Origin of the sequence: Streptomyces sp. rh34 (assembly GCF_002551245.1) — a bacterium.
Lineage (GTDB): Bacteria > Actinomycetota > Actinomycetes > Streptomycetales > Streptomycetaceae > Streptomyces.
This window is the reverse complement of sequence record NZ_NTGZ01000226.1, coordinates 1-12,095: the sequence shown is the minus strand read 5'-3', so window position 1 is coordinate 12,095 and position 12,095 is coordinate 1. Positions and strand designations below refer to the sequence as shown.

Genomic DNA, 12,095 nt, shown 5'->3' with positions numbered 1-12,095 from the left:
GATCCGCACCCGCCTCCGCCGCACCGCGGCATGGGCGGGGGAGCGGGTCAGCGGTCCGGCCACCGCCGCCGCCAGCAGCCGCAACGCCGGTGTCCGGCCGCCGTGCACCACTCGGACGTCCAGCAGCCCGTCCGCCAGGTTGTGCCGGCGTCCCGGGGCGGGGCCCACCCGCTGGAAGAGTCCGTTGCCGACGAAGAGCAGCCACAACGGCCTCCTGCGTCCCTGGAGTTCGGCCTCCAACGGTCGCCTCCCGCGCAGCACGTGGCACGCCGCGAGCACGCCCGCAGGCCAGCCGCCGATCCGCGGCGACCAGTGTTCCCGGGTCCGCACCAGTTCCGGATAGACGCCCAGCGAGAAGGCGTTGAGGAAATACCCGTCCGCCCTGTCCGCACCCTTGGGCCCCGGCCGGAAGCGACCGAGGTCCACCCGGATGGCATCGCCCGCGGTGAGAGCGGCGGCGGTGTCGTGGACGGTCTCGATGCCCAGGTCGTAGGCGAAGTGGTTGAGCGTGCCGCCGGGAAAGACCGCCAGGGGCATCCCGTGCGTCGCCGCCACGGAGGCCGCCAGGTTCACCGTGCCGTCGCCCCCGCAGACGCCCAGCGCCCGGCCCCGGCCCGCCGCCTTCTCCAGCGCGTCCGACAGCTCCTTCGGATCCACCTCCACCACCTCCGCCGCGGGCAGCGCCTCGCGCACCAGCTGCGCGGTCGCGGTGGCCGTGCCCGACTCCTGATTCACCACCACGACGAGGTCCTTCCCGGCGGGCAGCGCCGGGGCCTCGCCCGGCGGACGGCCGGGAGCGGGCAGCTGGCCGCGGGTGGGCACGACCCCGCGCAGCGCGAACGCGGCTCCTATGCCGAGCGCCGCACCCGCCAGCACATCGCTCGGATAGTGGACCCCGGTGTAGACGCGGGAGGCGGCCACGGCCACCGCGACCGGGGCCACGACCGCGCCCCAGCCCTTGGACTCCAGGGCCACCCCGGTGGCGAAGGCCGCCGCCGACGCCGCATGGCCCGAGGGGAAGGAGGTGGTGATCGGCTGCCGCTTGAGCTGCCGGACCACCGGCACCAGGTCCGCCACCGGCCGCTCGCGGCGCACCGCGCCCTTGCCGACCGTGTTGATCGCCGCCGAGGCCACGGCGAGGGACGCCACCCCGCGCAGCGCGGCCCGGCGCGAGCGCGCACTGCTGCCGAGGGCCGCGATGCCGGCCGCCGCGCCGAACCAGAGCAGTCCGTGGTTGGCGCTCCGGCTCAGCCGCGGCAGCAGCGGATCGGCGCCCGGCCAGTGCCGGTCCGCGACGCTCCGGAAGACGGCCAGGTCCCGCTCCTGCAGCCAGCCGCGCAACCGGGCGACGGCGGGAGCGGCGGCGGTGGCGGTGGCGGTGGCGGATGAGGTTCTCGGTGAGGACATGGCTCAGCGAATACCCGGCCGGGCCACGCTGAACCAGCAGGCGCGCTGAGACCCCGGCCACGGGTTCCCACACCGACCGGCGGAGCAGCCCACGCGGCGACCGCCCCGGCGGGGGCGCGCGACTGGGCGGGCGGGCCGCCCGGAACCTCCGTATAAAGAAGCCAGCGGTCGTCGACTCAACGTGTCGGAGGCCGTCGACCCGGAGAGCGAAGCCGGAGAACCCGGATCCGGAGCCGATGTTCCCGGGCGGCGCGGCGGAGGCGCCGCGGACGCCGAGCGAAGAGTGGCGGAGGAGGGCCGGATGCACGGGACCGAGGACCACGCACCCGCGCACGAGGACCACGGCCCCGTGCGCTACGGGCCGCCCGCCCCCGACCCCGGCCTTCCGGTCCTCCCCGAACTGGCCGCCGTCCTCGCCGCCGCCTCCGACCGGACCCGCCCGGAACCCCCGGGTGGGGGGCCGGTCCTGCGCGAGGCGGCCCGCGGCTACTGGGACCGGCGCGGACTGCACGGTACGGCGGGCGGCATCGCCGCCGCCCCCGGCGCCCAGCCGCTCCTGCTGGCCCTGATCGGCGCCCACGGCGGCGACGTCCTCATGCCGCGCCCCTGCCCGGCCGCCTGGATGCCGCAGGCCCGGCTGCTGGGGCGCCCCGCTTACCACGTGCCGACCCCGGCCGAATGCGGCGGCGTACCCGACCCGTATGCCCTGATGGAGACCGTCCGCCGGGTCCGTGCCGAGGGCGGCCGGCCGAAACTGCTGCTGCTGTCCGTCGTGGACGACCCGACGGCCACCGTCGCCCCGCCCGAGCTGGTCCGCGAGGCCTGCGAAGCGGCGGTCGGCGAAGGGCTGCACATCATCAGCGACGAGACCTGGCGCGACACCGTGCACCGGCCCCGCGACACCGTCCTGCTCAGCCCCGCCGAAATGTGCCCGGACGACGTCACGGTGATCAGCGACCTGTCCGGAGCCCTCGTACCGGCCGCCTGGCCGGTCGCCGTCGCCCGCTTCCCGGACACCGCCCGGGCCGCCGTCCGGCACGCCCGCGCCCTGGACATCCTCACCGCGCTCGGCGCCCTCGTCGCGGCTCCGGTCGCCCACGCGGCCGCCCACGCCCTGGGGGAGCCGGAGTCCGTACGCGAGCGGATCCGCGGGGCCGCGGCGCTCCAGGCCGAGGTCGCCGCCGCCGCCCACCGCGCGGTCCTCGGCTCCGGCGCGCTGGCCCGCCCCCCGCAGGCGGGCCGTCACCTCTATGCCGACCTGGGCCCGTTGCGCTCCCGGCTGGCGGACCTGGGCGTGACGGACTCCATGGAGCTGGAGGAGTACCTCACCGACCGGCTCGGCGCACCGGCCCCGGGCGGACACCGCTTCGGGGACGAGCTGGGCGCCCTGCGGGTACGCCTGGGCACCGGACCGCTGCTGGGGGCCACGCCGCGGCAGCGGACGGAGTCCCTCACCGCCGCGAAGCCGCTGGAGCTCGCCCATGTGGCGCGGGCGCTGGACGGCTTCGCCGCGGTGTTCGGCGCGCTGCGCTGACCACGGTCGCACGGTTGCCGGGAAGCCCGAGCCGGCGGAGGAGCCGGGCTCCGGGGCGTCGGCGTCGTGTCACGGCCGCCCGCGTCGGTGGCAGAACGTTCTGTCCGTCGTGTCGGTGGCAGAACGTTCAGCCCGTCGCGTCGCCCGTCCCCTGGCCGAACCGCGACCGCAGCCTGCGCCACAGCGCCGGAACCCCGCTGATCAGCAGCGTCAGGGCGACCGCCGCGACCACTCCCTGCCACGGCTCCGGGAACAGCGAACCGCCCAGGATGCCGATCAACTGGTACGTCGCCGCCCAGGCGAGGCAGGCCGGAACGTCGCCCCGGGCGAACCGCCGCAACGGCATCCCGCCCAGCAGGCACGCCAGCATCACCGGAATCCGGCCGGCCGGCACGAGGCGGGACAGCACCAGCACCGTCCCACCGTGCTCAGCCAGCTTCTCCTGCGCCCGGGCCAGCCGCTCGGGCGCGGCCCGGCGGGTGATCGCCCCCAGCCACTTCGAGCCGTTTCTCGACCGGACCCCGCGCTGCCCCAGCCAGTACAGGCAGACGTCCCCGAGGAACGCGGCGGCCGACGCCACCAGGAACACGAAGAGCAGGGCGAGCGGCGACGTCTGGTGGAAAGCCACCACCGCCGCCGAACTCACCAGCGCCCCCGTCGGCACCACCGGCACCAAGGACCCCAGTGCCACCAGGGCGAACAGTGTCGGATAGCCGATCGCCTGCTGGGTCGACTCGGCGGGCAGCTCCCGCACCGCCTGCTGGATCTCCTGGATCACCGGCCTGCCTCCGGTCTGACGCGTTCGCCGTGTCCCAGCAGATACACGGTCACCTCGGGCGCCCGCTTCGCCGCATGCCGTACGAACTCGTCACCCGGCGCGTGGAACTCGTGCGGGCGCACCCCGTCCAGCCCGATCGGCCAGTACGTGCCGTAGTGCACCGGCACCGCGGACCTCGGCGCGAGACGGGTCAGCGCCTCGGCGGCGCGGGCCGGGTCCAGATGGCTGTGCCCCAGGTAGGGTCCCCAGCCCCCCACCGGCAGCAGCGCCACGTCCACCGGCCCCACCGCGTCGGCCATCCCGTCGAAGAGGCCCGTGTCCCCGGCGAAGTACGTCCGGGCCTCGCCCTCGATCACATACCCGAGCGCCGGCGCGCGGTGCGGCCCGACCGGCAGTCGCCGCCCGTCGTGCAGGGCGGGGACCGCCCGCACCCGCACCTCGCCGACCCGCACCGTGTCGCCCGGCCTCACCTCGGTGATGTGCAGCTGCCGCATCCGCCGCAGCATCCGCAGTCCCGGCACGGCCGCCACCGCCCCGCTCGGCACGACCAGCCGGCTCCCGGGCGCCAGCCGGGCCAGCGACGGCAGATGCAGATGGTCGGAGTGCAGATGGGAGACCAGCACCACCTCGGCGACCGCGGCCCGCGGCGGCGGCACCTCGCCCCGGCGGCGGCGCAGATGCGCGAAACGCCGTACGAACAGGGGGTCGGTCAGCACCCGCACCCCCGAGTCCTCGATCGTGCAGGTGGCATGACCCCACCAGGTGATCTCCACCGGCGCCTCGGCCTCCTCGCTCGATCCCCGTCATCCGTCATCCGGTACATCCGTGGTCCCGCGATCCCGTGGCCTCATGACCCGGGGGCGCGGGGCGCCGGGGCGCCGTGACCGTGTCCCGGCGCGGCGCGCGCGGCCCGTACCCGGGTGCGCTGCCGGTACGAGCCTATGCGCCCCCCGTTCCGTCCCGCCGGGACTCGGAGCCTCCCGCCGAAGCCGCTGACCGGCGCCGGGGCTGTGAAAAGCTGAAGCGCGGGCTCCGGACGACCGGGGCCCCGGGGGCGGAAGGGCGTGAGGTGGACCGGCGTGGGTGACGGGAAGTGGCGTACGGCGGGCAGAGCCCTGATGCGGGTGATCGTGGTCTGGGCGGTGTCCACCCTCACCATGCTCGTCCTGGCCGGAGCCCTGCCCGACTTCCAGCTGGAGGCCGACGACGGCGACACCATCACCAAGACGGCCTTCACCGCCGCCTGGGGCGCGGGCGCCTTCGGCCTCCTGTCGGCCCTGGTCTGGCCCGTCCTCGTGCGGGCTCTGCTCATCGTGCCCGCGCTCGTCCTGGGTGCCCTGGTCTTCTTCCTCAACGGCTCGCTGCTGCTGATCGCGCTGCGCCTCATCCCGGACGGGCGCGGCGCGGCCGACCCGGAGACGGCGGTCGTCGTCGCCGCCGTGATGTCCGCCGTCGCCTCCGCCACCTCCACCGCCCTCGCCGTCCGGGACGACGAGGCCTACCGTCGTCGGCTGTCCCGGCTCGCCGACCGGCGTCGCCGGCGCGGACGCTCCCCGGGCCAGCCGGAACCCGGCCGCGACGGACCGCCCGGCACCGTCTTCCTCCAGCTCGACGGAGTCGGCCACGACGTCCTGGTGAAGGCCGCGGCCGACGGCCTCATGCCGACCGTCGCCGGCTGGCTCGCCGACTCCTCCGGGCACCGGCTCACCCCCTGGCGCACCGACTGGTCCAGCCAGACCGGCGCCAGCCAGCTCGCCATCCTGCACGGCAGCAACCACGACGTGCCCGCGTTCCGCTGGTACGAGAAGGAGACCCGCACCGTCATGGTCTCCAGCCGCCCCTCGAGCGCCCTCGAAATGCAGCGCCGGGCCATCGAGCGCACCCGCGACGGCGGTCTGCTCACCGTCGACGGCGCGAGCCGGGGCAACCTCTTCAGCGGCGGGGCCGGACAGCTGGCCCTGGTGCTCTCCATGGCCGCCCGGCGCGGCAAGGGCCGCCGCTCCCGCGCCGGATACTTCGCCTACTTCTCCGACCCGGCCAACGCCACCCGTACGGCGCTCTCGTTCGTCGCCGAGGTCTTCCGCGAGATCGGCCAGTCGACCCGGGCCCGCGCCCGGAAGGTCACCCCGCGGATCAAGCGCGGCGGGCTCTACCCCTTCATCCGCGCCTTCGCCACCGTCGTGGAGCGCGACGTGGTCGCCGCCGCCGTCCTCGGCGACATGTTCGCCGGACGCACCGCCGTCTACGCCGACCTCGTCGCCTACGACGAGGTCGCCCACCACTCCGGCCCGCACAGCCGCGACGCGGAGAAGGTCCTGGTACGCCTCGACCGCTCCCTCGCCCTGATCGCCAAGATCGCCGACCACACGCCGCGCGCCTACCGGATCGTGCTTCTCTCCGACCACGGCCAGAGCCCCGGGGAGACGTTCGCGGGAAAGTACGGGCTCACGCTCAAGGAGCTCGTCCGGGCGGGCTGCGGACTGCCGGTGCCCCGCCGGGCCCAGCGCTCCCGCAGCGCTTCCGAGGCCCGTGACGCGGTCCGGATCGCGCTGCATCGCCCCGTCGAGGGCCAGGAGGCCGAGCACCCGGCCAAGCTCTCCGACCCGATCGTGCTGGCCTCCGGCAACCTCGGGCTGATCTCCTTCCCCGACATCGAGGGCCGCGCCTCCCGCGAACAGATCGAGCGCCGCCACCCGGCGCTGCTCTCCACGCTCGCCAACCACCCGGGGATCGGCTTCCTCCTCGTCCGCTGCGGGGAGCGCGGCTCCGTGGTGCTCGGGCCCGGCGGGGCCGAGGTGCCCGTCGCCGACCTGACGGACGGGGAGGGCCCGCTCGCGGTCTTCGGCGTCGGGGCGGCATCCGCCGTACGGCGCACCGACACCTTCCCGCACGTCGCCGACGTCATGGTCAACTCCTGTTACGACCCGGCCACCGGGACCGTGCACGCCTTCGAGGAACAGGTCGGCTCGCACGGTGGGCTCGGCGGCGAGCAGTCCCGGCCGTTCCTGCTCTGGCCGCGCGGACTGACGGACCCGCTCGACATCGTGGCCGCCGAGACGGCGGAGGGCGCACCCACGCCGCCGGGCGGCGGGCTGGTGGGCGCCGAGGCGGTGCACCGGGTGCTGACCCGCTGGCTCCAGGAGTCCTCCGGCCCCCAGGTACCGGTGCGGGTCGAGGGCTTCGGCGGGGCGGGCCTGGCGGACGAGCCGTTCCCGGGCGATGCCCCGGTGCCGGACACGCCGGGTGCGACGGCCTGACCGGCGGGCCGCCCTCCGGCAGGCCGTCCCGCCGCCGGATCAGGCCGCCTGCCGCTGGATCAGGCCGACTGCCGTCGTACCAGCGTCGGTGGGAAGAGCACGGAAGGCGAGGGGCCGCGCGGCTCGCCGATCTGCTTCAGCAGCAGCCGGGCCATCTCCGCGGCCATCTCCTCCACCGGCTGCCGGACCGTGGTCAGGGGCGGGTCGCAGGCCGCCGCCGCACTGCTGTCGTCGAAACCGACCACCGCCACGTCGGACGGCACCTCGCGCCCGGCCCGGAGCAGGACCGGGAGCGCGCCCAGGGCCATCAGGTCGGAGGCGATGAACACCCCGTCGAGGCCGGGGCGGTCCGCCAGCAGCCGCCGCATCGCCGCGGCCCCGCCCAGATGCGTGAAGTCCCCCTCGGCGCAGGCCACGTCGTCGATGCCGTGCGCGGCGAGGGCCTCCAGGAAACCGGTCAGCCGCACCTGCCCCGCGGGCATGTCCTGGGGCCCCGCGATGGTGCCGATGCACCGTCGGCCCAGCGCGGCCAGGTGATCGGCCGCCAGCCGCGCCCCGGCGTGCTGGTCCACCTCCACATAGGCCAGCGGGGACGGACGGTGAGGGCGGCCCGCGAGGACGGCGGGCATCCTGGTCTCCTGGAGCAGCCCGGGAAGCGGGTCGTCGGCGTGCGTGGTGATCAGCACGACCCCGTCGACATGGCCGTGGCGCAGATAGGAGAGCAACTGGCTCCGGGACGCCTCGTCGTCGGCCAGCATGACGACCATCTGGATGCCCGCCGGGCGCAGCACCTCCAGCAGCCCGCTGACGACCCGCCCGAAGTACGGGTCGGAGAACATCCGGCCGACGAACGGCTCGGACATCGGCCGCCGTTCCCGCTCCGAGACGACCAGGGCCACCGAGTCGGTGCGCCGCGTCACCAGCGAGCGGGCGGCCCGGTTGGGCACGTAACCGGTGGTCGCCACCGCCTCCTCGACCACGGTGCGCAGGGCGGGATCCACCGTCGTCGCCCCGTTGATCACCCGGGACACCGTCGCCCGTGACACACCGGCCACCGCCGCCACGTCCTCCAAGGTCGCGGGGCGTACGGGCTGCGGCACTTCGGCTGTCATGGAGCCCTTTATACCCGCCGCCCGGCCGCCCCGTTCGGCCGAGGGCCCCGCCCCGTGCCCGGCAGCCGTTCCCGCTCGGCCGGGAAATCCTGGCGCGCCGTCACGAGGGCGCGGGCCGGTTCGCGGGCGTCCGGGCGTTGTCAGTGGTGGGCGGAAGAATGGTGGCCATGACGAACTCAGCTGCTGTGCTCGCCGATGCCGCCGCCTATGCCGCCGCGGTGGAAGAGGCCTCCCTCGCCGCCGCCGCGTACTACGCCACGGGCGAGAGCGCGCTCGACGACGACGCCTACGACCGGCTGGCGCGCGGAATAGCCGCGTACGAGGCGGACCACCCGCAGGAGGTGCTCGCCGCCTCGCCGACGGGCAAGGTCGCGGGCGGGGCCGCCGTCGGCGACGTGCCGCACACGGTGCCCATGCTCTCGCTGGACAACGTGTTCTCGCCGGAGCAGTTCGTGACCTGGACCGCGTCGCTGGAGCGCCGGATCGGCAGGCCGGTGACCGCGTGGAGCGTGGAGCCGAAGCTCGACGGGCTGGCGGTCGCCGCGCGCTACCGCGACGGCCGGTTCGAGTGCCTCATCACCCGGGGCGACGGCACGGCCGGCGAGGACGTCTCGCACGCGGCGGGCGCCGTCGTCGGCCTGCCGGAGCGGCTGGCCGCCCCGGTCACCCTCGAGGTGCGCGGCGAGATCCTCATGACGAACGAGCAGTTCGAACAGGGCAACGCGATCCGTACGGAACACGGCGGCGCCCCCTTCGCCAACCCGCGCAACGGGGCGGCGGGCACGCTGCGCGCCAAGGACCGTGCCTACCGGGTGGAGACGACCTTCTTCGCCTACGGCGCGCTGCCACTGCCCGATTCCGGAGAGCTCGCCGGGACCCTCGCCGAGCTGCCCCACAGCGAGGTCCTGGCGTACGTCGCCGGCCTCGGCGTGCACACGGCCGCGGGCACCGACGTCGCACCGCTCCGGGCCGGGACGGTCGAGGAGGTCCAGGCGCGGGTGGACGGGATAGGTTCCCTGCGCGCCTCGCTGCCGTTCGGCATCGACGGGATCGTGATCAAGGCCGACTCGGCGGCCGACCAGCGCGAGGCCGGTTCCGGCACCCGCGCGCCCCGCTGGGCCATCGCCTACAAGCTGCCCGCCGTGGAGAAGATCACCCGCCTGCTGGCCGTCGAGTGGAACGTCGGGCGCACGGGCATCATCGCGCCGCGCGCCGTCCTCGAACCCGTGGAGATCGACGGCTCCACCGTCGGTTACGCCACCCTGCACAACCCGGCCGACATCACCCGCCGCGACCTGCGGCTGGGCGACCAGGTCATGGTCTACAAGGCCGGTGACATCATCCCGCGCATCGAGGCGCCGGTGGTGCACCTGCGCACCGGCGGCGAGACGCCCATCGCCTTCCCCGAGTGCTGCCCGCAGTGCGGCTCCGACATCGACACGACCGAGCAGCGCTGGCGCTGCACCCGGGGCCGCGACTGCCGTCTGGTCGCCTCCGTCTCCTACGCGGCGGGGCGCGATCAGCTCGACATCGAGGGCCTCGGCTCCACACGGGTCGTCCAGCTCGTCGACGCGGGCCTCGTCGCGGACTTCGCGGACCTGTTCACTCTGGAGCGGGAGCAGTTGCTCACCCTCGACCGGATGGGCGAGACCTCCACGGACAACCTCCTGGCGGCCATCGACACCGCCCGGACCCGGCCGCTGTCCCGGGTCTTCTGTGCCCTGGGCGTACGGGGCACGGGGCGCTCCATGTCGCGCCGCATCGCGCGGTATTTCGCCACGATGGACCGGATCGTCGCCGCCGACGCGGAGACGCTCCAGCGGGTCGACGGCATCGGCAAGGAGAAGGCGGCCGCGGTGGTCGCCGAGCTGGTGGAGCTGGCACCGCTGATCGACAAGCTCATCGCGGCCGGGGTGACGATGACGGAGCCGGGCGCGACTCCGCCCCCGGAGCCCGGTACGGAGGAGGCGGCCGGCGCGGACGCGGAGGCCGACGGCGACGCCGGAAGCGGCTCGCTGCCCCTGGCCGGGATGACCGTGGTGGTCACGGGCGCGATGTCCGGAGCGCTGGAGAAGCTGTCGCGCAACCAGATGAACGAGCTGATCGAGCGAGCGGGTGGCAAGTCGTCCTCCAGCGTCTCCAAGCGCACGAGTCTGCTGGTCGCCGGGGAGAAGGCCGGATCCAAGCGCACCAAGGCCGAGGAACTGGGGGTCCGGATCGCGGTGCCGGAGGAGTTCGCGGAGCTGGTCGGCGCCTTCCTGGCGGCGGCGGAGGGGGAGAGCTGAGCCGGTGACTGCCGTACACGGTGTATCGGCGCGCCTGTGAATCAGCGAGGAAGTGGCGTTCCACCACCCCGTATTGCATAGTGATGGCTCGGTCGTGCCTCGCTATCAGTGGGGCGACGGGTGCGTGGGCGGCTGCGATGGGCGGCCGGGGGTGAGGGACGATGCGTTCTGTGCACGACGGACAGCGACCGGGTCGCGCCGTCCCGCCGTCATCCGGTGACGCCGCCCCGGGCCGAAGGTTTCCCGTCCCCTGCGGACCGGGAGGCCCTGACGGACCTGACGGATTCGGGGGACCTGACGGAGCGGTGGCTGCCCCGCCCGTTCCTGCCTCGGCCGTACCCGCCCTGACCGCGGCTCCTCCGGCCACGTCGGCCCCGGCCGTTCGCGGCCCGCTCACTTCCGTGCCCGGCGAGTGGCGAGGGCCGCTCGGCCCGGGTGCGGGCCCATGGGGGAAGGGCCCCGGACCGCTTCGTGACGGGAGCGGTGCCGGGGCGTTCGGGGCGGGGCGTTTCCACGGAGGTTTCCGGACGCACCACCAGCAGCTACGCGCCCAGGGCCAGCCCCCGGGCGTCCCCACGGCCGCCCGGGGGCTGGCCCTGGACCTGGGCAGCTCGCGCACCCGCGCCTGGGTGCCCGGCCGGGGACTGGTCCTCGACCCGTTCCCCGGCTCCGGTTCCCACGGGGGCGACGAGCGGCCGGTCCGGCGCGGGCGCATCGTCGACGCCGAGTCCTGCGGCCGGCTGCTCGGCCGCATCGCCGACGCGGCCCTGGGCCCCGACCGCAGCGACAGCGTGATCGTTCTCAGTCACCCGGTACTCGCCGGGGCCGAACACCGCACAGCGGCGCGCGCTCTGCTCGCCGGGCTCGGGACGTCGCGCGTCCTGGTTCTCAGCAGCGCCCGGGCCGCTGCCGCGTACGCCGGTCCGAGGGAGACGGGCCCTCTCCTCGTCGTCGACATGGGAGCCGAGCTGACCGAGGTCACGCTCCTCGTCAACGGCCTGGTCGCCGACGCCCGGCAGGCCGAGAGCGGACTCGACGACCTCGACCGCCTCGATCCGGCGAACCTGTCGGCCGTCCTCGTCCGCACGGTGCTCGACATGATCACGTCCATGTGGCGGCACGACCGGCACGGCGCGATCCGCGGAGCCCTGCGCAAGGGCCCCGTGCTCGCGGGCGGCGGCGCGCTGCGAGCCGATGTCACCGAGCGCATCGCCCGCTGCCTCGGCACACGGGTGCGCTTGGCCGACGACCCGTCCACCACGGTCGTCCGCGGCGCCGGACAGATCCTCAGCTCCGTGCTCCGCCATCGGACGGTGTCGCCCGAGCCATTCGGCCGACCGAGGTGACGCCGCCCCCGGGACCTTCCCGGCCGAACGCGTCCCGGGTGCGGTGTGTGCTGGCCGCGCTGGTCCTCACCGTTCTCACCCTGGTCGGCGGCGCCGCCTCGGCGACCGGTGCCGCGCCCGCTCCGGCCTCCCGGAGCCTCGCGCCCGCCGTCACCGGAGCCGCCTCGGTGCCCGCCGCCCCGCAGACCCGGCACACCGGGCACCGTGCCGGGTATGACGTCCGGCACCGCGCGGGGCATGGCACCGGCCACGACGTCCGGCACCGCGCGCTCCAGGTCGGCGGATCCGACCGCGGGAGGCCGGACCACGCGAGCGGGGTCGCGGCCGAGCCGGGCCCGGGTGCGGTGGCGCGGGCCGGGCACGAGCAGCCCAGAGC

The 12,095-nt window shown here is 75.2% G+C and carries 8 protein-coding genes and 1 pseudogene; 5 read left to right on the top strand and 4 right to left on the bottom strand.

Annotation, left to right across the window (positions count from 1 at the left end):
* Positions 1-1,407 (bottom strand): bifunctional phosphatase PAP2/diacylglycerol kinase family protein (locus tag CR470_RS29570; RefSeq protein WP_179892405.1); only part of this gene is annotated, 1,407 nt, incomplete at its 3' end.
* A 301-nt stretch (positions 1,408-1,708) separates the two neighbouring features.
* On the opposite strand from CR470_RS29570, the gene CR470_RS29565 reads away from it, so the two are divergent.
* Positions 1,709-2,941 (top strand): aminotransferase class I/II-fold pyridoxal phosphate-dependent enzyme, encoded by a 1,233-nt coding sequence (locus tag CR470_RS29565; protein WP_097870559.1) that lies wholly within the window; start codon positions 1,709-1,711, stop codon positions 2,939-2,941.
* A 127-nt stretch (positions 2,942-3,068) separates the two neighbouring features.
* On the opposite strand, the gene CR470_RS29560 is transcribed toward CR470_RS29565, so the two are convergent.
* A complete protein-coding gene (locus CR470_RS29560; RefSeq protein WP_097870557.1) occupies positions 3,069-3,719 on the bottom strand; it encodes a DedA family protein in 651 nt (216 codons plus the stop codon).
* Positions 3,716-4,492: an MBL fold metallo-hydrolase gene (locus CR470_RS29555; protein ID WP_097870556.1), complete on the bottom strand. Its 777-nt coding sequence runs from the start codon at positions 4,490-4,492 to the stop codon at positions 3,716-3,718. Before CR470_RS29555 ends, CR470_RS29560 begins: the two co-directional genes overlap by 4 nt.
* Before the next feature lie 306 nt (positions 4,493-4,798).
* Between CR470_RS29555 and CR470_RS29550 the strand changes: the two genes are divergently transcribed.
* Positions 4,799-6,976 carry a phage holin family protein gene (locus CR470_RS29550; protein ID WP_097870555.1) on the top strand — a complete coding sequence of 726 codons (2,178 nt, stop codon included), beginning with the start codon at positions 4,799-4,801 and terminating at the stop codon, positions 6,974-6,976.
* Positions 6,977-7,035: 59 nt separating this feature from the next.
* Here CR470_RS29550 and CR470_RS29545 read toward each other — a convergent pair whose 3' ends face one another.
* The gene (locus tag CR470_RS29545; protein ID WP_097870554.1) at positions 7,036-8,088 is read right to left on the bottom strand and encodes a LacI family DNA-binding transcriptional regulator; all 1,053 of its coding nucleotides are present in this window, start codon (positions 8,086-8,088) and stop codon (positions 7,036-7,038) included.
* A 158-nt stretch (positions 8,089-8,246) separates the two neighbouring features.
* On the opposite strand from CR470_RS29545, the gene ligA reads away from it, so the two are divergent.
* From ligA to CR470_RS29530, 3 genes and pseudogenes are all read left to right on the top strand, one after another.
* A complete protein-coding gene (ligA, locus tag CR470_RS29540) occupies positions 8,247-10,373 on the top strand; it encodes an NAD-dependent DNA ligase LigA (RefSeq protein WP_179892404.1) in 2,127 nt (708 codons plus the stop codon).
* A 629-nt stretch (positions 10,374-11,002) separates the two neighbouring features.
* The gene (locus CR470_RS29535) at positions 11,003-11,719 is read left to right on the top strand and encodes a rod shape-determining protein (protein ID WP_097870553.1); all 717 of its coding nucleotides are present in this window, start codon (positions 11,003-11,005) and stop codon (positions 11,717-11,719) included.
* A gap of 47 nt (positions 11,720-11,766) precedes the next feature.
* A pseudogene (locus CR470_RS29530) lies at positions 11,767-12,095 on the top strand (hypothetical protein); the annotation flags it as partial.

Bases quoted from the DNA above. Each gene is read 5' to 3' on its own strand.
- CR470_RS29545 (WP_097870554.1), bottom strand. From the start codon at position 8,088: ATGACAGCCGAAGTGCCGCAGCCCGTACGCCCCGCGACCTTGGAGGAC.
- ligA (WP_179892404.1), top strand. From the start codon at position 8,247: ATGGTGGCCATGACGAACTCAGCTGCTGTGCTCGCCGATGCCGCCGCC.
- CR470_RS29565 (WP_097870559.1), top strand. From the start codon at position 1,709: ATGCACGGGACCGAGGACCACGCACCCGCGCACGAGGACCACGGCCCC.